The organism is Nocardioides marinus (assembly GCF_013408145.1).
In the GTDB taxonomy this organism is placed as follows: Bacteria; Actinomycetota; Actinomycetes; order Propionibacteriales; family Nocardioidaceae; genus Nocardioides; species Nocardioides marinus.
On record NZ_JACBZI010000001.1, the window covers coordinates 1,159,190 to 1,183,849 of the forward strand.

General features: G+C 71.7%; 25 protein-coding genes. All 25 read left to right on the forward strand.

The genetic code is table 11. The features are described 5' to 3' along the window. The first annotated feature begins 128 nt into the window (after positions 1 to 128). A complete protein-coding gene (argS, locus tag BKA05_RS05635) occupies positions 129 to 1,799 on the forward strand; it encodes an arginine--tRNA ligase (protein ID WP_179530553.1) in 1,671 nt (556 codons plus the stop codon). A 19-nt stretch (positions 1,800 to 1,818) separates the two neighbouring features. Continuing rightward, a complete protein-coding gene (gene lysA / locus BKA05_RS05640) occupies positions 1,819 to 3,222 on the forward strand; it encodes a diaminopimelate decarboxylase (RefSeq protein WP_179530554.1) in 1,404 nt (467 codons plus the stop codon). Then, entirely contained in the window at positions 3,222 to 4,526 is a 1,305-nt protein-coding gene (locus tag BKA05_RS05645) for a homoserine dehydrogenase (protein ID WP_179530555.1), read from the forward strand. Before lysA ends, BKA05_RS05645 begins: the two co-directional genes overlap by 1 nt. Continuing rightward, the gene (thrC, locus tag BKA05_RS05650) at positions 4,523 to 5,605 is read left to right on the forward strand and encodes a threonine synthase (protein ID WP_179530556.1); all 1,083 of its coding nucleotides are present in this window, start codon (positions 4,523 to 4,525) and stop codon (positions 5,603 to 5,605) included. The genes BKA05_RS05645 and thrC overlap by 4 nt, the downstream gene beginning before the upstream one ends. An 8-nt stretch (positions 5,606 to 5,613) precedes the next feature. After that, a complete protein-coding gene (gene thrB, locus BKA05_RS05655; protein ID WP_179530557.1) occupies positions 5,614 to 6,531 on the forward strand; it encodes a homoserine kinase in 918 nt (305 codons plus the stop codon). 154 nt (positions 6,532 to 6,685) lie between these two features. Beyond that, entirely contained in the window at positions 6,686 to 8,485 is a 1,800-nt protein-coding gene (gene rho / locus BKA05_RS05660; RefSeq protein ID WP_343045535.1) for a transcription termination factor Rho, read from the forward strand. 77 nt (positions 8,486 to 8,562) lie between these two features. Continuing rightward, entirely contained in the window at positions 8,563 to 8,934 is a 372-nt protein-coding gene (locus tag BKA05_RS05665; RefSeq protein WP_179530558.1) for a response regulator transcription factor, read from the forward strand. Positions 8,935 to 8,987: 53 nt separating this feature from the next. After that, positions 8,988 to 10,622: an ATP-binding protein gene (locus tag BKA05_RS20210; RefSeq protein WP_179530559.1), complete on the forward strand. Its 1,635-nt coding sequence runs from the start codon at positions 8,988 to 8,990 to the stop codon at positions 10,620 to 10,622. A 98-nt stretch (positions 10,623 to 10,720) separates the two neighbouring features. Next, entirely contained in the window at positions 10,721 to 10,936 is a 216-nt protein-coding gene (gene rpmE, locus BKA05_RS05675; protein WP_179530560.1) for a 50S ribosomal protein L31, read from the forward strand. A gap of 115 nt (positions 10,937 to 11,051) precedes the next feature. Beyond that, positions 11,052 to 12,125 carry a peptide chain release factor 1 gene (gene prfA / locus BKA05_RS05680; RefSeq protein ID WP_179530561.1) on the forward strand — a complete coding sequence of 358 codons (1,074 nt, stop codon included), beginning with the start codon at positions 11,052 to 11,054 and terminating at the stop codon, positions 12,123 to 12,125. A 2-nt stretch (positions 12,126 to 12,127) separates the two neighbouring features. Next, complete coding sequence (prmC, locus tag BKA05_RS05685; protein ID WP_179530562.1) at positions 12,128 to 12,970, forward strand: peptide chain release factor N(5)-glutamine methyltransferase; 843 nt, start codon at positions 12,128 to 12,130, stop codon at positions 12,968 to 12,970. Between the two features lie 5 nt (positions 12,971 to 12,975). Further along, complete coding sequence (locus tag BKA05_RS05690) at positions 12,976 to 13,716, forward strand: L-threonylcarbamoyladenylate synthase (RefSeq protein ID WP_343045536.1); 741 nt, start codon at positions 12,976 to 12,978, stop codon at positions 13,714 to 13,716. 5 nt (positions 13,717 to 13,721) lie between these two features. Then, positions 13,722 to 14,852: an MraY family glycosyltransferase gene (locus tag BKA05_RS05695; protein WP_179530564.1), complete on the forward strand. Its 1,131-nt coding sequence runs from the start codon at positions 13,722 to 13,724 to the stop codon at positions 14,850 to 14,852. 135 nt (positions 14,853 to 14,987) lie between these two features. Further along, entirely contained in the window at positions 14,988 to 15,485 is a 498-nt protein-coding gene (locus BKA05_RS05700) for a hypothetical protein (RefSeq protein WP_179530565.1), read from the forward strand. Positions 15,486 to 15,575: 90 nt separating this feature from the next. After that, entirely contained in the window at positions 15,576 to 15,797 is a 222-nt protein-coding gene (locus BKA05_RS05705) for an AtpZ/AtpI family protein (RefSeq protein WP_343045537.1), read from the forward strand. Positions 15,798 to 15,813: 16 nt separating this feature from the next. Beyond that, positions 15,814 to 16,620: a F0F1 ATP synthase subunit A gene (atpB, locus tag BKA05_RS05710; protein WP_246289762.1), complete on the forward strand. Its 807-nt coding sequence runs from the start codon at positions 15,814 to 15,816 to the stop codon at positions 16,618 to 16,620. A gap of 117 nt (positions 16,621 to 16,737) precedes the next feature. After that, complete coding sequence (atpE, locus tag BKA05_RS05715) at positions 16,738 to 16,947, forward strand: ATP synthase F0 subunit C (RefSeq protein WP_179530567.1); 210 nt, start codon at positions 16,738 to 16,740, stop codon at positions 16,945 to 16,947. A 44-nt stretch (positions 16,948 to 16,991) separates the two neighbouring features. After that, on the forward strand, positions 16,992 to 17,552 hold the full coding sequence (locus tag BKA05_RS05720; RefSeq protein ID WP_179530568.1) for a F0F1 ATP synthase subunit B: 561 nt from the start codon (positions 16,992 to 16,994) through the stop codon (positions 17,550 to 17,552). Position 17,553: 1 nt separating this feature from the next. After that, positions 17,554 to 18,372 carry a F0F1 ATP synthase subunit delta gene (locus BKA05_RS05725; protein WP_179530569.1) on the forward strand — a complete coding sequence of 273 codons (819 nt, stop codon included), beginning with the start codon at positions 17,554 to 17,556 and terminating at the stop codon, positions 18,370 to 18,372. Between the two features lie 64 nt (positions 18,373 to 18,436). After that, on the forward strand, positions 18,437 to 20,071 hold the full coding sequence (gene atpA, locus BKA05_RS05730; RefSeq protein ID WP_179530570.1) for a F0F1 ATP synthase subunit alpha: 1,635 nt from the start codon (positions 18,437 to 18,439) through the stop codon (positions 20,069 to 20,071). Positions 20,072 to 20,077: 6 nt separating this feature from the next. Then, on the forward strand, positions 20,078 to 20,980 hold the full coding sequence (locus tag BKA05_RS05735) for a F0F1 ATP synthase subunit gamma (protein WP_179530571.1): 903 nt from the start codon (positions 20,078 to 20,080) through the stop codon (positions 20,978 to 20,980). Positions 20,981 to 20,992: 12 nt separating this feature from the next. After that, complete coding sequence (gene atpD, locus BKA05_RS05740) at positions 20,993 to 22,447, forward strand: F0F1 ATP synthase subunit beta (protein WP_179530572.1); 1,455 nt, start codon at positions 20,993 to 20,995, stop codon at positions 22,445 to 22,447. Further along, positions 22,447 to 22,845 carry a F0F1 ATP synthase subunit epsilon gene (locus BKA05_RS05745; RefSeq protein ID WP_218842314.1) on the forward strand — a complete coding sequence of 133 codons (399 nt, stop codon included), beginning with the start codon at positions 22,447 to 22,449 and terminating at the stop codon, positions 22,843 to 22,845. The genes atpD and BKA05_RS05745 overlap by 1 nt, the downstream gene beginning before the upstream one ends. A gap of 99 nt (positions 22,846 to 22,944) precedes the next feature. After that, positions 22,945 to 23,403: a DUF2550 family protein gene (locus BKA05_RS05750; protein WP_179530573.1), complete on the forward strand. Its 459-nt coding sequence runs from the start codon at positions 22,945 to 22,947 to the stop codon at positions 23,401 to 23,403. Positions 23,404 to 23,457: 54 nt separating this feature from the next. After that, positions 23,458 to 24,657, forward strand: coding sequence for an MFS transporter (locus tag BKA05_RS05755; RefSeq protein WP_343045538.1), 1,200 nt, complete (start codon positions 23,458 to 23,460; stop codon positions 24,655 to 24,657). Positions 24,658 to 24,660 lie beyond the last annotated feature (3 nt).

Here is a 24,660-nt window from a genome sequence, read left to right on the forward strand (position 1 = left end):
TGCCACGGAGCGGGCTCACCCTACAGCGGGTCTCGTCCGGTGCCCGCATCGGCCCGGTCCGGCGTGGGCGGGTCCCACCCCGGGCAGCGATGCGGGTCGCCCCCGGCGCCGCCGATAGGGTTCGTCGGGTGACTCCTGAGCAGCTGTCCACCACCATCGTCGACGTCCTCACGGCGCTGACGGACGAGGGTCTGCTGGCCCTGCCCGACGGCGTCCCCACGAGCGTGACGGTGGAGCGACCGCGATCCAAGGAGCACGGGGACTACGCCACGAACGTCGCGCTGCAGCTGGCGAAGCGGGCGGGGACGAACCCGCGAGCGCTCGCCCAGCTGGTCAGTGAGCGCCTGCTCGCCTCCGACGGCGTGACCGCGGTCGACATCGCCGGTCCCGGCTTCCTCAACATCACCGTGGCTGCCGACGCCCAGGGCAAGGTGGCCGCCGACATCGTCGCCTCCGGCGCGTCCTACGGCGCCAACGACTCCTTCGCGGGCGAGCGCATCAACCTCGAGTTCGTCTCCGCCAACCCGACGGGTCCGATCCACATCGGTGGAGTGCGCTGGGCGGCCGTCGGTGACGCGCTCGGTCGAATCTTCGAGAAGTCCGGCGCCCGCGTGACCCGTGAGTACTACTTCAACGACCACGGCAGCCAGATCGACCGGTTCTCCAGCTCCCTGCTTGCCTCCGCGAAGGGTCAGCCCGCCCCCGAGGACGGCTACGGCGGCCAGTACATCCACGACATCGCGGCAGCCGTCCTCACGGAGCGGCCCGATGCCTTGGAGTCCGAGGACCCGCAGGAGGTCTTCCGGTCCGTGGGTGTGGACATGATGTTCACCGAGATCAAGAAGAGCCTCCATGACTTCGGCGTCGACTTCGACGTCTTCTTCCACGAGGACGAGCTGCACAAGTCCGGTGCCGTGCAGCGCGCGGTCGAGCGACTGCGCGAGCTGGGCAACATCTACGAGCAGGAGGGCGCCACCTGGTTGTCCACCGAGAAGTTCGGTGACGACAAGGACCGGGTGGTCATCAAGTCCGACGGCAACGGTGCCTACCTGTCCGGCGACCTGGCCTACTACCTCGACAAGCGGGAGCGCGGCTTCGACCGCTGCCTGATCATGCTCGGTGCCGACCACCACGGCTACGTGGGTCGGATGATGGCGATGTGCGCGGCGTTCGGGGACACCCCGGGCACCAACCTCGAGATCCTCATCGGCCAGATGGTCAACCTGCTGCGCGATGGCCAGCCCGTGCGGATGTCCAAGCGAGCCGGCACCGTGGTCACGATCGACGACTTGGTCGAGGCCATCGGCGTCGATGCGGGGCGGTACGCGCTGGCGCGCTACTCCAGCGACGTCAACATCGACCTCGACCTCGAGCTGTGGGCTCGCGCGACGAACGACAACCCCGTCTTCTACGTGCAGTACGCGCATGCGCGGACGTGTCGGATGGTGGAGAACGCCGCCGACCTCGGCATGACGGTGCAGGACGCCGTGGCAGCCTTCGACGCCGGGCTGCTCGCTCACGAGCGGGAGGGCGACCTCCTCCGGGCGCTGGCGGAGTTCCCGCGGGTCGTGACGGCCGCTGCCGAGCTCCGCGCTCCGCACCGTGTCGCGCGCTACCTCGAGGACACCGCCTCGGTGTTCAACAAGTGGTACGACACCAAGGAGTGCCGGATGCTCCCGCAGGGCGACGAGCCCGCGGGCCCGGTCAACCAGGCGCGCCTGGTGCTGACGCTGGCCGCGCGCACGGTGCTGTCCAACGGTCTCGACCTGCTCGGCGTCTCGGCGCCCGAGCGGATGTGACCGGGCGGGAGGAGCAGCGATGAGCCACACCCACGAGGCCGGCTGGGCGCACGCGTCCGGTGCCCTGCGCGGGCCGTCCTGGCTGCGCGAGCCGGGCGACCCCAACGCCCTGGTCCAGCACCTGTGGTCGCAGACCGCCGCCAAGACCGACGGCGTCCTGGCGGTGGGCGGCGTGCCGCTGACCGACCTGGTCGCCGAGCACGGATCCCCGGCGTACGTCCTGGACGAGGTGGACTTCCGTGCCCGCGCCGCGGCGTTCCGCGAGGGCTTCCACGACTTCGACGTCTTCTACGCCGGCAAGGCGTTCCTGTGCACCACCGTCGCGCGGTGGGTCGACGAGGAGGGGCTCCACCTCGACGTCTGCACCGGCGGTGAGCTCGCGGTCGCAGAGCGGGCGGGCTTCCCGATGCAGCGGGTGGGTTTCCACGGCAACAACAAGTCGGTGGCCGAGCTGGAGCGCGCGGTGCGCCTGGGGGTCGGCCGAATCATCGTCGACTCCTTCCACGAGATCGAGCGGCTCACCGCCGTCACCGCGGACCTCGGGCGCGAGGTGGGCGTGATGGTGCGGGTCACCGCCGGGGTCGAGGCGCACACCCACGAGTACATCGCCACCGCTCACGAGGACCAGAAGTTCGGTTTCTCCATCACCTCCGGCGACGCGCTCGAGGCCGTCCGGCGGGTGCACTCCGCTCCCGGCCTGCGCCTGCTGGGCCTGCACTCCCACATCGGGAGCCAGATCTTCGACACCTCGGGGTTCGAGGTGGCGGCGCGACGCGTCCTCGCCCTGCACGCGCGGGTCGGCGAGGAGCTGGGCGTGCAGATGCCCGAGATGGACCTCGGAGGCGGTTTCGGCATCGCCTACACGACCCAGGACGACCCGGCCGACCCCGCGGACCTGGCCGCCGGCATGCGCGCGATCGTCGAGCACGAGTGCCGCGCCCTGGGGATCGAGCGCCCGGCCCTGTCCATCGAGCCCGGCCGCGCTGTCGTCGGCCCCTCCATGTGCACCGTCTACTCCGTCGGGACCGTCAAGCCGGTGCGGCTCGACGGTGGCGCCCGTCGCACCTACGTCTCGGTCGACGGCGGGATGAGCGACAACGTCCGCACCGCGCTGTACGACGCCGACTACTCCTGCACGGTCGCCAACCGTGCCTCGGACGCACCGCCGGTGCTGGCCCGGGTGGTGGGCAAGCACTGCGAGGCCGGTGACATCGTGGTGAAGGACGAGTTCCTCCCCGGCGACGTCGCCCCGGGGGACCTCGTCGCCGTGCCGGCGACCGGGGCCTACTGCCGCTCGTTGGCGTCCAACTACAACCATGCACTGCGGCCACCGGTGATCGCGGTGCGGGACGGGGTCGCGCGCGTCGTCGTGCGACGGGAGACTGAGGACGACTTGTTGGCGACTGACGTGGGTGATCGGTGATGGGCAGCGCGGAGCCGCTGAAGGTGGCGGTGCTGGGATGCGGATCGGTCGGGTCGCAGGTGGTGCGGCTGCTCGACGAGCAGGCCGACGACCTGGCGGCGCGCATCGGGGCGCCCGTGGAGCTGGTGGGCGTCGGCGTACGCCGCCTCGACGCGCCGCGTGAGGTCGACGTCCCCGAGGGGCTGCTGACGACCGACGCCGCCTCGCTGGTCACCCGGGCCGACCTCGTCGTCGAGGTCATCGGCGGGATCGAGCCCGCGCGCGGGCTGATCCTCTCGGCGCTGGAGTCCGGCGCCTCCGTCGTCACCGCCAACAAGGCGCTGCTCGCCGAGGACGGCCCGACCCTGTTCGAGGCCGCGGCGAAGGCCGGGCGCGACCTCTACTACGAGGCCGCGGTGGCCGGGGCCATCCCGATCCTGCGCCCGCTGCGCGAGTCGCTGGCCGGTGACCGCGTGACCCGGGTCCTCGGCATCGTCAACGGCACCACCAACTTCATCCTCGACAAGATGGACTCCTCCGGGGCCGGCTTCGCCGAGGCGTTGGAGGAGGCCCAGGAGCTGGGCTACGCCGAGGCCGACCCCACGGCCGACGTCGAGGGATTCGACGCCGCGGCCAAGGCCGCCATCTTGGCCTCGCTGGCCTTCCACACCCGCGTCACCGCCGCCGACGTCCACCGGGAGGGGATCTCGGAGGTCACCGCCGCGGACGTCGCCTCGGCCGCCGACATGGGCTGCGTGGTCAAGCTGCTCGCCATCTGCGAGCTGCGGGTCCAGCCCGACGGGGAGGAGGCCGTCGCGGTGCGTGTGCACCCGGCGATGATCCCCAGGAGCCACCCGCTGGCCTCGGTGCGCGAGGCCTACAACGCGGTCTTCGTCGAGTCCGACGCGGCGGGTCAGCTGATGTTCTACGGCCCCGGTGCCGGTGGCTCCCCGACCGCCTCGGCGGTCCTGGGCGACCTGGTGACCGTGGCGCGCAACCGGCTCTCGCAGACCCGGGGCGCGGGCGAGTCCGCCTACACCGACCGTGCGGTGCTCCCCATGGGGGAGACCGTCACCCGCTACCACGTGGCGATCGACGTCGACGACAAGGCGGGCGTGCTGGCCGCCGTGGCACTGGCCTTCGCCGAGCACGGCGTCTCGATCCAGACGGTGCGCCAGGAGGGCCGCGGTGACGACGCCCAGCTCGTGGTGGTCTCCCACGACGCGACCGACGCCCAGCTCTCGGCGACTGTGACGCACCTGCAGCAGATGGACATCGTGCGTGAGGTCACCTCGGTGATGCGCGTCGAAGGAGGAGCCGAGTGAGCCGGACCCAGCAGTGGCGGGGCGTGGTGGAGGAGTACCGCGACCTGCTCGACATCCCCACCGGCACCCCGGCGGTCACGTTGCGCGAGGGTGGCACGCCCCTGGTGCACTCGGAGTGGCTCTCCGGCCTCACCGGCGCCGAGGTCCACCTCAAGGTCGAGGGCGACAACCCCACCGGCTCGTTCAAGGACCGCGGCATGACCGCGGCGATCTCCGTCGCCGTGCACGAGGGCGCGAAGGCCGTCGTGTGCGCCTCGACCGGCAACACCTCGGCCTCGATGGCCGCCTACGCCGCCAAGGCCGGGCTCAAGCCGCTCGTCCTGGTCCCGGAGGGCAAGATCGCTGCCGGCAAGATGGCCCAGGCGATCCTGCACGGCGCCCAGGTGATCATGGTGCGCGGCAACTTCGACGACTGCCTGGCCATGGCGCGAGGGCTCTCGCAGGCCTACCCCGTGGCGCTGGTCAACTCCGTGAACCCGGTGCGCCTGGAGGGTCAGAAGTCCGCGGCCTTCGAGGTCGTCGACATGCTCGGCGACGCGCCGGACTACCACCTGCTCCCGGTCGGCAACGCGGGCAACATCTCGGCGTACTGGCTGGGCTACACGCAGTACGCCGAGCTCGGCGAGGCCACCAAGCGACCGGTCATGCGTGGCTTCCAGGCCGAGGGTGCCTCGCCCCTGGTCACCGGCGAGCCGTTCCCCGACCCCGAGACCAAGGCCACGGCCATCCGGATCGGCAACCCCGCCTCGTGGCACCTGGCCGAGAAGGCCGCCAAGGAGTCCGAGGGCCGGTTCGCGGCGGTCAGCGACGACCAGATCCTCGCCGCCCAGCGCGAGCTGGCCAGCCACGACGGCGTCTTCGTCGAGCCCGCCTCGGCGGCGGGTGTCGCGGGCCTGCTCCAGGAGCTGGCCCGGGGTGAGTCCTACCGGGGGTCCACGGTCGTCATCACGGTCACCGGTCACGGTCTCAAGGACACCGCGACCGCGCTCGAGGCCTTCTCCGCCGGGGGCGCGGGCATCGTCGACACCGTGGTGGACGCCGAGGTCGACGCGGCCGCCGCCGCGGCCGGGCTGGCCTGACCTCCGGCATGGTCACCTTCGTCGAGGGGCCCGCGCGGGTCTCGGTCCCCGCCACGTCGGCCAACCTCGGTCCCGGCTTCGACAGCCTGGGTCTGGCTCTGGACCTGCGCGACGAGCTCGAGGGAGAGGTCCTCGCCTCCGGCCTGGTCGTCGAGGTCGAGGGCGCCGGCGCCGGCGCCGTGCCGCTGGACGAGTCCCACCTCGTCGTGCGCTCGATGCGCGCGGCCTTCGAGCTGCTCGGTGAGCAGCCGCCGGGTCTGCGGCTCTCCTGCCGCAACGTGGTCCCGCACGCCCGCGGGCTGGGGTCCTCCTCGGCCGCCATCGTCGGGGGAGTGGTGCTGGCGCGTGCCCTGGTCGCGGGCGGAGAGCTGCTGCTCGACGACGGTGCGCTGCTGCGCCTGGCCGCCCGCATCGAGGGCCACCCCGACAACGTCGCCCCGGCCCTGCTGGGCGGGTTCGTGGTGTCGGGCCAGGAGGACGGTGAGTGGTACGCCGTCGGCTCCCCGGTCGACCCCCGGGTGGGAGTCGTCGTGCTGGTGCCGCCGACGCCGGTCTCGACCGAGGTGGCGCGCGGCCTGCTGCCCGAGACGGTGCCGCACGCCGACGCGGCGGCCGACGCGGGCCGCGCCGCCCTGCTCGTCGCCGCCCTCGCCGGGCAGCCCGAGCACCTGCTGCTGGCCACCCGCGACTACCTGCACCAGTCCTACCGCCGCCCGGCCATGCCCGAGTCCCTCGCCCTGGTCGAGGCACTGCGGGCCGACGGCGTGCCCGCGGTCGTGTCCGGCGCCGGTCCCACGGTCCTGGCCTTCACCGACGGGCCGCAGGGCCCCACCACCCGCGCCGTCCTCGCCCGTACGCCCCAGGGGTGGTGGTCGGCGCACCTGGCCGTCGACACGGCCGGGGCGACGGTCCGGACCTCCGCCTGACCCCGACTGCTAGGGTGGGCGGCGGCCGCACGTCGTCACCGACGCTGGCCACGTCCCGCTCCTGCGGGCACCCGATCCTCGCCTTTTCCCCGCCTCTCGGGCGGATGTCGCACGTCCGTGCCCCTCTGTGCACGCCGACGTGGGAAGGACTCACGTGACCGACCAGCCCCAGGCCGCTGCTCCCGACGCTGCGCAGGAGACCGCTCCTGCCGCGAAGAAGCGCTCCGGCGGACTCAACTCCATGCTCCTCGCCGACCTGAAGGCGATGGCGGGCGGGCTCGGCGTCGCCGGCGCCGGCTCGATGAAGAAGGCGCAGCTGGTCGAGGCCATCAAGGCCGCCCAGGGCGGGGGAGGCGCGGCGAAGGCCCAGCCCGAACCGGAGCGGCCCCAGCAGGACCGGCCCCAGCAGGAGCGGCCCCAGCAGGAGCGGCCGAAGCGGGACCGGCCGACGCAGGAGCAGCCCAAGCAGCAGGACCAGCCCCAGCAGTCGAAGGGGCAGGACCAGCCCCAGCAGTCGAAGGGGCAGGACCAGCCCCAGCAGTTGAAGGGGCAGGCCAAGGGCCAGGCCAAGAACCCGCAGAAGTCCCCGCAGAAGTCCCAGCAGGGCGGCCAGGGGAACCAGGGCGGTAACCAGTCCAACCAGGCCGGCAACCAGTCCAACCAGGGCGGCCAGTCCAACCAGGGCGGCCAGTCCAACCAGGGCGGCCAGCCCGACGGTGAGGACGACGAGAACGGGCGTCGCAGCCGGCGACGTCGCGGGCGCGAGCGTGACCGGACCCGCCGCGGCGAGGTCGACACCACGATCCTCGAGGACGACGTCCTCGTGCCCGCCGCGGGCATCCTCGACGTCCTGGACAACTACGCGTTCGTCCGCACCAGCGGCTACCTCGCCGGGACCGACGACGTCTACGTCTCCTTGACGATGGTCCGCAAGTACGGCCTGCGCCGCGGCGACGCCGTGACGGGGCAGGTGCGCCAGCCCCGCGAGGGCGAGCGCAAGGAGAAGTTCAACCCGATGGTGAAGATCGAGAGCGTCAACGGGCAGGAGCCCGACGCCTCGCGCCACCGTCCGGACTTCACGCGGCTGACCCCGCTCTACCCCTCCGAGCGGCTGCGCCTGGAGACGGGACCCGCCGACGTCGTGGGTCGTGTCGTCGACCTCCTGGCACCGGTCGGCAAGGGCCAGCGCGGGATGATCGTGGCGCCCCCGGGGTCGGGGCGCACCACCCTGCTGCAGGCGCTGGCGGCCTCGGTGACGGCCAACAACCCCGAGTGCCACCTGATGGTGGTCCTGCTCGACGAGCGCCCGGAGGAGGTCACCGACGTCGAGCGCACGGTCAAGGGGGAGGTCATCGCCTCGACCTTCGACCGCCAGCCGACCGACCACACCTCGGCCGCCGAGCTCGCGGTGGAGCGGGCCAAGCGGCTCGTCGAGCTCGGCCACGACGTCGTGGTGCTGCTCGACGGCATCACGAGACTGACCCGCGCCTACGACCTCGCCGCTCCCTCCAGCGGCCGTGCGCTCGAGGGTGGTCTGGACCCCCAGTCGCTCCACCCCGCCAAGAAGCTCTTCGGCGCGGCCCGCAACATCGAGAACGGCGGGTCGCTGACGATCCTGGCCACGGCGGAGTCCGACTCCGCGTCCGCGACCGACCAGCGGATCCTCGAGGAGTTCCGCGGGACCGGCAACCACGAGCTGCGGCTGCGCAGCGACCTGGCGGCGCGGCGGGTCTTCCCCGCGGTCGACGTGCTCGCCAGCGGCACCCGGCGCGCCGACCTGCTGCTCTCCGCCGAGGAGCTCGCGGTGGTCGAGACGATGCGCCGCGGCCTGGCCGAGGCCGACCCCGTGCAGGCACTGGAGCTGCTCCTGGACCGGGTGCGGGCCACTCAGACCAACTACGAGCTGCTCCGACAGGTGCAGGCCGCCGGTGGTGTGTCGCCGGTTGGTCGATAGCCGCCTCCGGTGGGCTCTGCTGGGGCTAGGCTTCGTCTCGACCGCGGGCGGCAGGCCCGGGAACGAGAGGGTGAGCAGTGGCGCGGATCCTGGTAGCCGACGACGACGTCGACATCCGTGAGCTGGTCGAGTTCAAGCTCTCGACGATGGGTCACGAGATCACCGCGGTCGGCGACGGTGCGGCTGCGGTCGAGGCGTGCCAGGCGAGCCGGCCCGACCTCGCCGTCCTCGACGTGATGATGCCGGGCGTCTCGGGCCTCGACGCCATCCGGGCGATCCGCGCCGATCCCGCCCTGGCCGACCTGCCCGTCATCCTGCTCACCGCGCGTGCCCAGGAGTCCGACGTCGAGACCGGGTTCGACTCCGGCGCCGACGACTACATCACCAAGCCCTTCAGCCCCCGGGAGCTGGCCTCCCGGGTGGAGGCGCTGCTCTCGCGTTCCGGCTGACCCGGGGCATCGACGTGGGAACCGGGGTGGGGGGCCGCACGGTCGCGCGGACGGTGACGCCCGCGCTGCACCGGCTGACCGTGCTGGTGGTGCTGATGGCCGTCGTGGCCATCGTCGGCGTGCTGCTGTCGACCCGGGCGGTCAACAGCCTCACCGAGGAGCTGCAGCCGGCCGCCGCCGCCAACCAGGACGTGCTCCTCGACCTCACCGCGCTCGAGGGAGCGGTGTCGAACTGGGCCCGCAGCGCGGACCCGGCGGCCGTCGACGAGTACGACCAGCTCCTGGCCCGGCTCCCCGGGGACCAGCGCGAGGTCCGCGCCTTCGCCGAGGGCGACTCCGCGCTCACGCTGCTGGTCACCCAGCAGGAGAACGCCATCGACGCCTGGGTGGAGCAGTACGCCCAGCCGCGGGTCGACGCACCCGGCGGGCCCGACAGCTACCAGCCGCGCCGCTACCGCACCGGTCAGCGGCTCTTCGCCGACGTCCTGCAGGCCCACCAGGCCACCGCGGCCGCCTTCGGGGACCGGGTCCGTCAGGCCAGTGCCGATGCGGCCTGGCGGCTGCGCGGCACGATCGCCGCCGTCGCCCTGCTGGCCCTGATCTCCTGGCTGGTCGTCTCGCGGTCCCGGGCCAGGATGCTCAGCCAGGTCTCCGAGCCGCTGGTCGAGCTCGAGCGGGTGGTGCACCTGATGGTCAAGGACCCGAGCCTGCGGGCCCGTGCCGATGGCCCCAAGGAGCTGCGCTCGGTCATCGAGGCCCTCAACGCCCTGGCGGACGCCCAGGCCCGTTCGCTGGCGGTCGAGGCCAAGATCCAGGCCTCGCTGCGCACGCTGGACACCGCCAAGGACGACTTCGTCTCCAACGTCTCCCACGAGCTGCGCACCCCGCTGACCACCATCAGCGGCTACCTGGAGGTCGTGGCCGAGGAGTTCGACGGGGTGATGTCCCCCCGGCACGAGCGCATCCTGGAGGCGAGCCGCCGCAACGTGGCCCGCCTCAAGACGCTCATCGACGACCTGCTGACCCTGTCCAAAGCCGAGACCCGGAGCACCGACCTCGAGGCGGCCGACCTCGCGACGCTGGTCCGCGACGCGGTCACCGACGTACGCATCACTGCCGCCGGACGCGGCATCGCTGTGAGCTTCTCGATGCCGGAGGACCCGGTGCCCGTGCTCGCGGACCGCGCGATGCTGGGTCGCGCCATGCTCAACCTGCTGTCCAACGCCGTGAAGTTCAGCCTCGACGGCGGCCGCGTGGAGGTCGACCTGGTGGTGGCGGCGCGCCACGTCGTGGTCCGCGTCCGCGACCACGGGATCGGCATCCCGGCCGGTGAGCTGGAACGCCTGGGCACCCGCTTCTTCCGGGCCTCGAACGCCGTGACCAACGAGATCGCCGGCACCGGCCTCGGCATCCGCATCGTGCAGACCATCGTGGACAAGCACGCCGGCGAGATGCGCATCGACTCCGAGGAAGGGCGCGGGACCACCGTCTCCGTCCGCCTCCCGCTCCTCGGCGATCCTGCAGCGCTGGAGCCCAGCGGCCGTCCCGCCTGGCAGCCCGGGGTGCCGGTGGAGGGGACCACCGACGAGCCGGTGGCGGCAGCCGTCGACGAGCCCACCGACCAGACGGCCGACGAGACCACCGGCCAGCAGGCGGCGGACGCGATGGGGGAGCGGGCCCGGAATTAGCACCCGGGTGCCGGTGTTGGGCATGATGTCCTGGCTCGGCCCCGGTTCACGCTGCCGCCTCCGACGGCGACCCGGGTCCATCGACGAGAGGAACACCCATGAAGAAGGACATCCACCCGGAGTACGTCGAGACCCAGGTGACCTGCACCTGCGGCAGCACGTTCACCACCCGCAGCACCGCGACCTCCGGCACGATCCGCGCCGACGTCTGCTCGCAGTGCCACCCGTTCTACACCGGCAAGCAGAAGATCCTCGACACCGGCGGCCGCGTCGCCCGCTTCGAGGCCCGCTACGCCAAGGCTGCCAAGAAGTAGCCCCGTCCGAGCGCCGGTCCACTCCCGCAGGAGTGGGCCGGCGCTCGTGCTGTCTGCACCTGCTGCGGACCACCCCGTCAGCTCGCCCGCCGCACCACCACCGAGGAGCCCGCCCGTGTTCGAGGCCGTCGAGGGGATGCTCGCCGAGCACGGTGAGCTCGAGCAGCAGCTCGCCCGTCCCGAGACCCACGCGGACGCCCGGCTGGCCAAGCGGCTCAACCAGCGCTACGCCGCGCTGTCGGCCATCGTCGACACCTGGCGCGACTGGCAGGGAATCGGGGAGGACCTCGAGGCCGCACGCGAGCTGGCCGGGGAGGATCCCTCCTTCGCCGAGGAGGCCGAGGAGCTGGCCGCGCGCCGCGTCACCACCGAGGAGCGGCTGCGCCGACTCCTCGTGCCCCGCGACCCGGCCGACGACAAGGACGCCCTGCTGGAGGTCAAGTCCGGCGAGGGCGGCGAGGAGTCGGCGCTGTTCGCCGGCGACCTGCTGCGGATGTACACCCGCTTCGCCGAGCAGCGCGGGTGGAGCATCGAGGTGCTGGAGGCCACCGAGTCCGACCTGGGCGGCTACAAGTCGGTCACGGTCGCGGTCAAGGCCAAGGGCACGCCTGCGCCGGGCGAGGCGCCGTACGCGCTGTTGAAGTTCGAGGGCGGTGTGCACCGCGTCCAGCGCGTTCCCGTCACCGAGTCGCAGGGCCGGGTGCACACCAGCGCCGCGGGCGTCCTGGTGCTCCCCGAGGCCGAGCAGGTCGACGTCAGCATCGACGAGAACGACCTGCGCATCGACGTGTTCCGCTCCAGCGGGCCGGGCGGGCAGAGCGTCAACACCACCGACTCCGCGGTCCGCATCACCCACGTGCCCTCGGGCATCGTGGTCTCCTGCCAGAACGAGAAGTCCCAGCTGCAGAACAAGGAGCAGGCGCTGCGCATCCTGCGCGCGCGTCTGCTCGCCGCGGCCCAGGAGGAGGCCGACGCCGCCGCCGGCGAGGCCCGCCGCAGCCAGGTGCGCACGGTGGACCGCTCCGAGCGGATCCGCACCTACAACTACCCCGAGAACCGCATCTCCGACCACCGCACGGGCTACAAGTCCTACAACCTCGACCAGGTCCTGGACGGCGCCCTCGAGCCGGTGCTCGCCTCGTGCGTGGACGCCGACATGGCGGCGCGGCTCGCGGCCCTCGAGGACTGAGCGTGCCCGCCCGTCGTGCCCTGGTCTCGCGGGCCACGCAGACCCTCGCCGACGCGGGTGTCGCCAGCCCGGAGGCCGACGCCGCAGGGCTGCTCGCCCACGTCCTCGGCACCACGCGCGCGGCGCTGGTGCTCGTCGACGAGGTGGACGAGGAGCGTGCCACGGCCTACGCCGCTCTCGTGGCCCGGCGCGCGGCCCGCGAGCCACTGCAGCACCTCACCGGCACCGCCGCCTTCCGGCACGTCGAGCTGGCCGTCGGGCCCGGTGTCTTCGTCCCGCGGCCGGAGACCGAGCTGCTGGCGGGGTGGGCGGTCGAGCGGGCCACGGCCCTGCCCGCGCCCGTCGTCGTCGACCTGTGCACGGGGTCGGGGGCCATCGCGGCCGCGGTGAAGCACGAGGTGCCCCACGCCGCGGTGCACGCGGTCGAGCTCAGCCCTGAGGCGCACGCCTATGCCGAGCGCAACCTGGCGGGTCGGGACGTCGACCTGCGCCTCGGCGACGCCTTCGAGGCGTTCGACGACCTGCTCGGCTCCGTCGACGTGGTGGTCTGCAACCCGCCGTACGTGCCGCTCGAGGCATGGGAGTCGGTGGCGGTCGAGGCACGCGACCACGACCCGCACCTGGCCCTGTTCTCGGGTGACGACGGCCTGGACGCCATCAGGGTCCTGGCCCGTCGGGCTGCCGACCTCCTGCGACCCGACGGGGTCCTGGGTGTCGAGCACGCCGACGTCCAGGGCGAGAGCGTCCCGGCCGTGCTGAGCGGCACCGGCCGATGGGTCGACGTGCGCGACCACCGCGACCTGGCCGGGCGTGCGCGGTTCGCGACGGCGCGACTGGCACGATGACCCCCATGGAGCGCTACGGCACCGACGGCGAGGAGGAGCGCGAGAGCGCCATCGAGGCGGCCGCCCTGGCCCTGCAGCGCGGGGGGCTGGCCGTCATCCCCACCGACACCGTCTACGGCATCGCCGCCGATGCGTTCGACCCCGCGGCGGTCCGGGCCCTGCTCGCCGCCAAGGGTCGCGGCCGGGAGATGCCGCCGCCCGTGCTGGTCTCGGCAGCCACCACGCTCGACGCCCTGGCCGTCCGGGTTCCGGGCTACGCCCGCACGCTCGTGGAGGAGTTCTGGCCGGGTCCGCTGACCCTGGTCTGCCACCAGCAGACCTCGCTGCAGTGGGACCTGGGGGAGACGCGGGGGACCGTGGCCGTGCGGATGCCCGACCACGCACTGGCCCGGGAGGTGCTCGAGCGCACCGGACCGTTGGCCGTCTCCTCGGCCAACCTGACCGGCATGCCCGCGGCGACCGACGCCGACCGGGCCGAGGACATGCTCGGCGAGGTCGTGGACGTCATCGTCGACGACGGTGCCTCGCCCGGCGGTGAGGCCTCCACGATCGTCGACGTCACCGGCACCCAGGGGCGGGTCCTGCGCCTCGGGGCACTGTCGCTGGAGCAGCTCAACGCGGTGCTCGAGCCGTTGGGCGCGACGCTCGTGCTCGAGGACGGCGCGCCGGACGCCGACCAGGACACCGACCAGGACACCGGGCCGGACAGTGACCAGGAGAAGGACAGCGACGAGGGCGGGGCCTGAGGCGGGTGCGCGAGTACGTCGTCGTCTTCCTCGTCGCGATGGCGGTCAGCTACCTGCTGACCGTCGTCGCGCGCGAGATCGCGCTGCGGACCGGGGCAGTCGCCCGGGTCCGTGACCGCGACGTGCACGACGAGCCGATCCCCTACCTGGGCGGGTTGGCGATGCTCGGTGGACTCGTCGCCGCCTACCTCGTCGCCCGCGAGCTGCCGTTCCTCTCCACCGGCGCCGGGGAGTTCGTCTTCCGCGACGCCGGCGTGGTGATCGGGGCCGGGGCGCTGATCTGCGCCGTCGGGGTCCTCGACGACCTCTTCGAGCTCGACGCCCTGACCAAGCTGGGCGGCCAGCTGCTCGCAGCCGGGTTCCTGGTCGCCTTCGGGGTCCAGTTCTACTTCTTCACCGTGCCGGGGGGAGAGGTCTTCTCCCTCGACGCCGCGCAGGGGGCGTTGCTCACGGGGTTCCTGGTCATCGCGACCGTCAACGCGGTCAACTTCGTCGACGGGCTCGACGGGCTGGCCGCGGGCGTGGTCGGCATCGGGGCGCTGGCCTTCTTCCTCTACTGCTACCAGCTGACCTCGATCAACGACACGTCGCGCGCCACGACCGCCGCCCTGCTGACGGTGGCGCTGGCCGGCGCGTGCGCCGGCTTCCTCCCGCACAACATCAACCCGGCCCGGCTCTTCATGGGGGACTCCGGCTCGATGCTGATCGGGCTGGTGCTCTCGGCGGGGGCCGTCACGCTCACCGGACAGTTCAACGAGGTCGACCTCTCCCAGGGCAGCGGGGCGGGCGGGGACGCCAGCCTGGTGCTGCTGCTGCCGATCCTGCTGCCGGTGGCCATCCTCGTCGTCCCGCTGCTCGACCTGGTGCTGGCCGTCGTACGTCGCACCCGGGCCGGACGCTCGCCCTTCGCCCCGGACAAGCAGCACCTGCACCACCGACTGCTCGAGATCGGGCACTCCCAGCGCCGGGCGGTCTTCATCATGTGGCTCTGGGCCGGGCTGGTGGCCTTCGGCACCGTCCTGGTGAGCCTGTACTCCGGCCCGCTCGTGGTCGGCGGGGTGGTGGCGGCGACCCTGTTCACCGTGGGTCTGACCTTCCTGCTGCCGAGGCTGCACCGCGCCGGCCTGGAGGCTTGAACGATCCACTTGCCAGCGCCCCGGAACGCTTGTGATAGTTTTCACGAGCGCTCGCAGGCGGGGTTCCGCCGCCGGACGAGAGCCCCAGCACCACCCCAGCAGGACCGCCCGCACCCGACAGAACGGCCGCCGACGATGACGACCGAGTCGCCGCTCCAGCCCCCGCGCCCCGTCGCGGTGCCGCTGCTGCGGCCGGCGCTGGCCTCAGCGGTGGTCTGCCTGGTCATCGTGGGCGCCGGCGCCGTGGTCGACGGCGCACCGGCCGCCTCCGGGGCCGGAGTGGGCGCGGCCCTGGTGCTCGGCGTCTTCGGACTCGGGGCGGTCGCGGTCGACCTGGTCTCCGCCGTGCTGCCCTCCGCCGCCCTGCTGATCGCCCTGCTGACCTACACGCTGCAGGTCCTGGCCATGGCGCTGGCCTTCGTGGTCCTGACCCGCAGCGGCCTGCTGGACGAGCAGCTCTCGCGCGAGTGGCTGGCCGGTGCGGTCGTGGCCGGCACCGTGGCCTGGCTCGTCGCCCACCTGCACGGCGCGCTCACCGCCCGCATCCCGGCCTTCGAGGCCCCCCGCGCGCACAGCCCCGCTGAGGCCTCCGCGGACACCCCGCGAGACGGCTCCGAGGCGGGTGCGCGATGACCCTCGCCTGCTGCTATCGTCCGGTGCGCAATGGCTCCGGAACCACCTCCCGCAGCGCGGCGCGACGCGTCGCCCCCCACAGGGGACGACGTGCACGGGGACCCCTGGATGGCCTTCGGCTACCTGGTCGCCGGAGTGCTGCTCTACGGTGCGGTGGGATACGGACTCGACCGCTGGCTGGGGACGCAGTTCCTGGTCGTGGTCGGCATCCTGCTGGGCGCCGCGCTCGGCACCTTCCAGACCTGGGCCCGGTTCAAGGCGCCCCCCGCACCACCGGACACGAAGCCCGACCAGCCGCCCGCCAAGCAGTGAGTCAGTAGGAGTCACGTTGAGCAACATCCGCACGGAGTTCACCCCGCCGGGTCCGGCAGACTTCGACCTGCCCCCCGTGGGTGGCGGCAGCACCTTCGAGTTCATGGGCCAGGAGATGGTCCTGGGCGTCACGAAGCCGATGCTGCAGCTCGTGCTCGCGGCCGTCCTGGTCTTCGGGTTCTTCTACGTCGCCGCGCGCAAGCGCGAGATGGTCCCCGGCAAGCTGCAGTTCGTCGGCGAGGAGGCCTACTCCTTCGTCCGCAACTCCATGGGTCGCGACATCATCGGCAGCCACGACTTCATGCGGTTCACGCCGTACCTCTTCGCGCTGTTCTTCTTCATCCTGCTCAACAACCTCTTCGCCTCCATCCCGTTCCTGCAGTTCCCGACGTTCTCGCGCTCGGGCATGGTCTACGGCCTGGCCGCGATGAGCTGGGTGATCTACAACGCCGTGGGCATGAAGAAGCACGGTGTGCTGGGCTACCTCAAGCTGCAGTCGGTCCCCTCCGGCGTCGGCGGCCCGATCCTGCTGCTGCTGATCCCGCTGGAGTTCCTCTCCAACATCATCGTCCGCCCGGTGACGCTGGCGCTGCGTCTGTTCGCCAACATGCTGGCCGGCCACCTGCTGCTCATCCTCTTCGCGCTCGGCGGTGAGTACCTCATCCTGGAGATGTCCCTGGCCTACGCGCCGGTCGGCATCCTGGCCTGGGTGCTGTTCATCGCCATCGCGTTCCTGGAGCTGCTGGTCCAGTTCCTCCAGGCCTACGTGTTCGTCCTCCTCAACGCCATGTACATCCAGGGCGCACTGGCCGACGAGCACTGATCCACCAGCACCACCCTGATCCACCCCCTGATCCACCGGGGCACGGCCCCGGTTCAGAGCACCACCCGCAGTACCCACCCGTTGTAGTACCAACCGAAAGGAAATGCCGTGCTTCCCATGGCTGTTGAGGGCTCCGCGAACATGATCGGTTACGGCCTGGCCGCCATCGGGCCCGGTGTCGGTATCGGTCTGATCTTCGCCGCCTACATCTCCGGCGTCGCGCGTCAGCCCGAGGCGCAGGGTCGCCTCCAGTCGATCGCCATCCTGGGCTTCGCGCTCGCCGAGGCGCTCGCCATCATCGGTATCGCCCTCGCGTTCGTCCTCTGACCTGTCCTACGCCCGTCTGACGTAGGAGCCCGGAAGGACCTGCTATGCCATCACTGAACGCGCCCCTCGTGGTGAGGGCCGCCGCAGAGGGTGAGCTCAACCCGCTCATCCCGCACCCGATCGAGATCGTTCTCGCTCTCGTGGTGTTCGGCATCCTCTTCTTCGCCGTGAAGAAGTTCGTCGTGCCCGCCTTCGAGGCGACCTACGCCGAGCGGACCAAGGCGATCGAGGGCGGCCTGGCCGCCGCCGAGACCAAGCAGGCCGAGGCCGACGCCAAGCTCGCCGAGCTCGAGCAGCAGCTCTCCGAGGCCCGCCACGAGGCGGCGCGCATCCGTGAGGAGGCGCGTGAGCAGGGTGCTGCGATCATCGCCGAGATGCGCGAGCAGGCCCAGGCCGAGTCGGCTCGCATCGTCGAGCACGGCAAGACGCAGATCGAGGCCGAGCGCCAGCAGGCGGTCACCTCGCTGCGGGCGGAGGTCGGCGCCCTGGCGACCGGCCTGGCCGGTCGCATCGTGGGCGAGAGCCTGGAGGACGAGGCCCGACAGAGCCGCGTCGTCGAGCGCTTCCTCGCCGACCTCGAGTCCGGGACGCCGGGGGTCAACTGAGATGACCTCGGACTTCCGCGGAGCCTCGGCCGACGCCGTCGCGACGCTCACCGGCGAGCTGGAGGCTGCGGTCTCCGGCTCGCCGGAGTCCGCCCCGCAGATCGCGGGCGACCTCTTCGAGGTGGCCCAGACGCTGCGGGCGGAGGGTGCGCTGCGACGGTTCGCGACCGACGCCTCGATCCCCGTCGAGGCCAAGACCGGCGTGGTGGGCGAGGTGCTCGGCGGCAAGGTCGCCGAGGCGAGCCTGGCCCTGGTCCGCTCGGCGGTCGGCCGGCGCTGGACCTCCTCGCGCGACCTCGCCGACGTGCTGGAGCACCTCAGCGTCGTCGCCACGGTCCGCTCGGCCTCGGGCGACTCCGAGCGGCTCGCCGACGAGCTGTTCGCCGTCGCCCGGACCGTCAAGGACAACCCGTCGCTGCGCGACGGCCTCTCGGACCCGGCACGCTCGGTGGCCGACAAGGAGCGGCTCGTCGACGACCTGCTGGGCGGCAAGACCCTGCCGGCCACGATCGTGCTGGCCAAGCAGGCGCTGCACGGCACCTACCGCACGGTGGGCGTGGCACTGGCCGAGTACCAGAAGGTCGCTGCGACCGTGGCCGGCGAAAACGTCGCCACCGTGCGGGTCGCCCGTGCCCTGAGCGAGGCCGAGCAGCAGCGCCTCGCCGACGTCCTGTCGCGCCAGTACGGCCGACCGGTCCACCTCAACACCATCGTCGACCCGGACGTCCTCGGCGGCATCCGCGTGGAGATCGGTGACGACGTCATCGACGGCACGGTCTCCGGCCGCCTCGACGACGCCCGCCGACTGCTCGCCGGCTGACCCCACCCACCTCACCTGACTTCGCCCTGACCGGGCGACGAGCACACAAGAGAGAAGGCACCCAATGACGGAGCTCTCCATCCGTCCGGACGAGATCCGCGACGCGCTGCAGAAGTACGTCGCCGACTACCAGCCCGACGCGGCCACCCGCGAAGAGGTCGGCACGGTCGCGCAGGCCGCGGACGGCATCGCCCGCGTCAGCGGCCTGCCCTCGGCGATGGCCAACGAGCTGCTGGAGTTCGAGGACGGCACCCTGGGCCTGGCCCTGAACCTCGACACCCGCGAGATCGGTGTCGTCATCCTCGGTGACTTCGACAAGATCGAGGAGGGCCAGACGGTCCGCCGCACCGGCGAGATCCTCTCGGTCCCGGTCGGCGACGGGTTCATGGGTCGCGTCGTCGACCCGCTCGGCAAGCCGATCGACGGCCTCGGCGAGATCGCCTCCGACACCCGCCGCGCCCTGGAGCTCCAGGCCCCGAACGTGGTGCAGCGCAAGTCGGTGCACGAGCCGCTGGCCACCGGCATCAAGGCCATCGACTCGATGACCCCGATCGGCCGTGGTCAGCGCCAGCTGATCATCGGCGACCGCGCCACCGGCAAGACCACGATCGCGATCGACACGATCATCAACCAGAAGCAGAACTGGGAGTCGGGCGACCCGACCAAGCAGGTCCGCTGCATCTACGTCGCCATCGGCCAGAAGGGCTCGACGATCGCCTCCGTGCGTGGTGCCCTCGAGGAGGCCGGCGCGCTGGAGTACACCACCATCGTGGCCGCCCCGGCGTCCGACTCCGCCGGCTTCAAGTACCTCGCGCCCTACACCGGCTCGGCCATCGGCCAGCAGTGGATGTACGACGGCAAGCACGTCCTGATCGTCTTCGACGACCTGACCAAGCAGGCCGAGGCCTACCGCGCCGTCTCGCTGCTGCTGCGTCGCCCGCCGGGCCGCGAGGCCTACCCGGGTGACGTCTTCTACCTGCACTCGCGCCTGCTGGAGCGCTGCGCGAAGCTCTCCGACGAGCTCGGTGCCGGCTCGATGACGGGTCTTCCCATCATCGAGACCAAGGCCAACGACGTCTCGGCGTTCATCCCGACCAACGTCATCTCGATCACCGACGGTCAGATCTTCTTGCAGTCCGACCTGTTCGCGGCCAACCAGCGCCCCGCCATCGACGTGGGTGTCTCGGTGTCGCGCGTGGGTGGTGCGGCGATGACCAAGGCGATGAAGGCGGTCACCGGCTCGCTGAAGGTCGACCTGGCGCAGTTCCGCGCCATGGAGGCCTTCGCCATGTTCGCCTCCGACCTCGACGCGGCCTCGCGCCAGCAGCTCGACCGCGGTCAGCGCCTGATGGCCCTGCTCAAGCAGCCGGCCTACTCGCCGTACGCCCTCGAGGACATGACCGTCTCGCTGTGGCTCGGCACCACCGGCCGCCTCGACAAGGTCCCGGTCCAGGACGTGCTGCGCTTCGAGCAGGAGTTCATCGACTTCGTCAAGCGCTCGCACGAGGGGATCCTCGCGGCCATCCGCGAGACCCAGAAGTTCGAGGACGAGGACGGCCTGGCCGCCGCGTACGACGCCTTCCTCACGCAGTTCGAGACCTCTGAGGGTGGGGCCATCAAGGCCGGCCACGAGGAGTCCGAGGCGCTCGAGGACGACGAGCTCGGCCAGGAGCAGATCGTCAAGCAGAAGCGGGGCTGATCCCACATGGCCGTATCGCTGCGTGAGTACCGCGCGCGGATCAAGTCGACCGAGTCGATGAAGAAGATCACGCGCGCCATGGAGCTCATTGCTGCCTCGCGCATCATCAAGGCGCAGCAGCGGGCCCAGGCTGCGGCGCCGTACGCCCGAGAGCTGACGCGTGCGGTGTCGGCGGTGGCGACGTTCTCGAACGTCGAGCACCCGCTGACCAAGGAGGAGGAGAACCCCCAGCGGGCCGCCGTCCTCATCGTGACCAGCGACCGGGGCCTGGCCGGTGCCTACTCCTCGTCGGTCCTCAAGGAGGCCGAGCGGCTCCGCGAGGAGGGCAAGGAGATCGACTTTTACATCACCGGTCGCAAGGGCGAGGCGTACTTCAAGTTCCGCCAGCGCCCGATCGTGCAGTCGTGGACGGGGTTCTCCGACCAGCCGTCGTACGACGTCGCCGCCGAGGTGGGTCGCACGCTCATCGACTCCTTCCTCAAGGAGCAGGGCGAGGAGGGTGACGTGGACGAGGTCCACGTGGTCTACACCCGCTTCGTCTCGATGCTGAACCAGGAGCCCACCGCGGTGCGGCTGCTGCCGCTGGAGGTCGTGGAGGGTGCCGAGGCGCCCGACGAGAACGACCTGCTGCCGCTCTACGAGTTCGAGCCCTCCCCGGAGGCCGTGCTCGACGGACTGCTCCCGCAGTACGTCCAGTCGCGGATCTTCTTCTCCCTGCTGCAGGCGGCCGCCTCCGAGCTCGCCGCCCGCCAGAAGGCGATGAAGTCCGCCACGGACAACGCCGAAGAGCTGATCAAGAAGTACACCCGCATCGCCAACCAGGCCCGTCAGGCCGGCATCACCCAGGAAATCAGCGAGATCGTCGGTGGCGTCAACGCGCTCGCCGACGCGAACGCCGGCGCCGAGTAACGGAGTAGAGACATGACTGCCACCATCGAAGAGACCACCCAGACCGGCGGCGCCGGCGTCGGTCGGATCGCCCGAGTGATCGGTCCGGTCGTCGACGTCGAGTTCCCCGTCGACAACATGCCCGAGATGTACAACAAGCTCGAGTGCGAGATCACCCTGGGCGGCGAGACCACCACGCTGGCCCTCGAGGTCGCCCAGCACATCGGCGACGGCATGGTCCGCGCCATCTCGCTCAAGCCGACCGACGGCCTGGTCCGCGGTGGCCAGGTGCGCGACACCGGCGAGCCGATCACCGTCCCCGTGGGCAACGCCACCCTCGGCAAGGTGTTCAACACCACCGGCGACGTGCTCAACCTCAAGGAGGGCGAGACCTTCGAGGCCACCGAGCGCTGGGGCATCCACCGCAAGGCGCCCGCCTTCGACCAGCTGGAGTCCAAGACCCAGATGTTCGAGACCGGCATCAAGGTCATCGACCTGCTGACCCCCTACGTGCAGGGCGGCAAGATCGGCCTGTTCGGTGGCGCCGGCGTGGGCAAGACCGTGCTCATCCAGGAGATGATCGCGCGTGTGGCCCGCGACCACGGTGGTGTGTCGGTGTTCGCCGGCGTGGGTGAGCGCACCCGTGAGGGCAACGACCTCATGGTCGAGATGGAGGAGGCCGGGGTCCTCGGCCAGACCGCCCTGGTCTTCGGCCAGATGGACGAGCCGCCGGGCACCCGCCTGCGCGTCGCCCTGTCGGCGCTGACGATGGCGGAGTACTTCCGCGACGTCCAGAACCAGGACGTGCTGCTGTTCATCGACAACATCTTCCGGTTCACCCAGGCCGGTTCCGAGGTGTCGACCCTGCTGGGCCGGATGCCGTCCGCGGTGGGCTACCAGCCCAACCTCGCCGACGAGATGGGTGTGCTCCAGGAGCGCATCACCTCGACGCGTGGTCACTCGATCACCTCGCTGCAGGCGATCTACGTGCCGGCCGACGACTACACCGACCCGGCGCCGGCGACCACCTTCGCCCACCTGGACGCGACCACCGAGCTGTCCCGCGAGATCGCCTCGCTGGGCATCTACCCCGCGGTGGACCCGCTGACCTCGACCTCCCGCATCCTCGACCCGCAGTACATCGGTCGGGAGCACTACGACTGCGCGATCCGCGTCAAGCAGATCCTCCAGCGCAACAAGGAGCTCCAGGACATCATCGCGATCCTCGGTGTCGACGAGCTGTCCGAGGAGGACAAGGTCATCGTCAGCCGGGCGCGCCGTATCCAGCGCTTCCTGTCGCAGAACACCTACGTGGCCAAGCAGTTCACCGGTATCGAGGGCTCCACGGTCCCCGTCGTGGACACCATCGAGGCGTTCAACAAGATCGCGGACGGCGAGTACGACCACGTGGCCGAGCAGGCCTTCTTCATGTGCGGCGGTCTGGACGACGTCGAGAAGAAGTGGGCCGAGATCCAGAAGAACCTCTGATGGCCTCCGACATCGGGACGGGCCTGCAGGTCGCCCTCGTCGCCGCCGACCGGACCGTGTGGTCCGGTGAGGCGTCGATGGTGATCGCCCGCACCGTGGACGGCGACGTGGGTGTGCTGCGCGGTCACGCGCCGCTGCTCTCGCTGCTGACCGACGCCGCGGTGGAGATCAGCGCTCCGGACGGCATCGTGCACGCGGCCGTGGACGGCGGGTTCATCTCCGTCGCCGACGACCGGGTCTCGATCCTCACCGAGCACGCGGTCCTGGCCGAGGAGATCCGCATCGACGAGGCGAAGGCGGAGCTGGAGGCGGCCGAGGGGCTGCCGACCGGTGACGAGCGCGAGATGCGCATCCGTCGTGCCTCCGCCCGCATCCGGGCCGCCGAGAAGGCGAGCTGACCGAGCCGGTCATCTGACCCACCCACCGTCCCGCTAGGGTGACCCCCAACCGGGACGGTGGGTGGTGTCGTCTCCGGATCATCCGGGAGGGGGAGTGCGGTGCCGCTGTGGCAGTGGCTGCTCGACATCGCGGGCGCCCTCCTCGTGCTGGTGCTGCTCTACGCCCTCGCGCTGGTCGTGCGCCGCCGCGTCATCGCCCGTTCCGGCGGCACCTTCGAGCTCTCCCACCGGGTGCGCACCCAGCGTCCCGGGCGCGGGTGGCTGCTCGGTGTCGGCCGCTACTCCGAGGAGCGGCTGGAGTGGTTCCGGATCTTCTCGCTCTCGCCGAGGCCCAAGCGCTCGTGGGTGCGAGACGAGCTGACCTACGTGGGGCGTCGTCAACCCGAGGGCGCCGAGCAGGTCTCGTTGTTCCCCGACCACGTCGTCATCTCGTGCCGTTCCGCGCACGGTGACATCGAGCTGGCCATGAGCCCCGGCACCCTGACGGGTTTCCAGGCCTGGCTCGAGGCACGCCCGCCCGGCGCCGAGATGCCGGGGTCGAGGGGCACCCGCCGCTGAGGTCCGGCCCAGCCCGTGTTTGACCGGTAAACACCGGGTCGTCATCATGGAGCGGTGAGCACCCCCACCCTCCCGCGCCGCGCACCGCTGGAGCCGTCCCTGCGACGGGCGCGCAGCGCGGTCGCCGGCTCGTTCGTGCTCAACGGGCTGGTCTTCGCCTCGCTGGTCTCGCGGCTGCCGGACCTGCGCGAGCGGCTGGGGCTGAGCAACGGGGGCCTGGGCACGCTGCTGCTCGCGATCTCCGTCGGCTCGCTGCTGGCCCTGCCGAGCACCGGCAGGGTCATCGAGCGGATCGGGGCGGGGGCCACCGTGCGCGCCGGCGTGCTCGCCGACACCGTCGGGCTGTCCACCGCCGCGCTCGGCGCGGCCCTCGGAAGCCTGCCGCTGGCGGCGGCCGGCTTGTTCGTCCACGGGGTCGGCATCGGTGTCTGGGACGTCGCGATGAACGTCGAGGCGGCCGAGGTGGAGCGGCGGATGCGTCGCACCGTCATGCCTCGGTTCCACGCCGGGTGGAGTGCCGGGTCGCTTGCCGGCGCGGGGGTGGGCGTGGTGGTCCTCGCCCTCGGCGCCCCGATGCTGGCGCACCTGCTGGTCGTGGCCGCGTTGGTCGCCGTCGTCGCCGTGCGGGGGACCCGTGGCTTCCTGCCGGCGGAACCCGAGCACCGCGAGGAGCCGGAGGGTGCCCGGGGCGCCGGCTCGGTGTGGCGGGACCCGCGCACCCTGGCCATCGGCCTGATGGTGATGTGCTTCGCCATGGTCGAGGGGACCGCCAACGACTGGCTGGCGCTGGGGCTGATCGACGGGTACGGCGTGGCGCACTGGGTCGGCGTGGCCGGGTTCGCCCTCTTCGTGGTGGCGATGACCGCCGGCCGGCTCTACGGGCCGGTGCTGCTGGACCGCCACGGGCGCCCGGCGGTGCTGTGGGCCAGCGCCGGGCTGGCCGCGCTGGGGGCAGTCCTCACGGTCCTGGGGCAGGCGCTGCCGGTCGTGGCGCTCGGGATCGTCCTGTGGGGCCTGGGGGCGGCGCTGGGGTTCCCGGTAGGGATGAGTGCCGCAGCAGACTCCGGGCCCCGCGCCGCGGCCCGGGTCTCGGTCGTCTCCACCATCGGGTACGGCGCGTTCCTGGCCGGTCCGCCGCTGCTGGGCCACCTCGGCGACCGGATCGGCACGCTCGAGGTGCTGCTGGCGGTCACCGCGCTGATGCTGCCCGCCTCCCTCAGCGTGCTGGCCACCCGGCCGCCGAGAGGTCGCTGACGC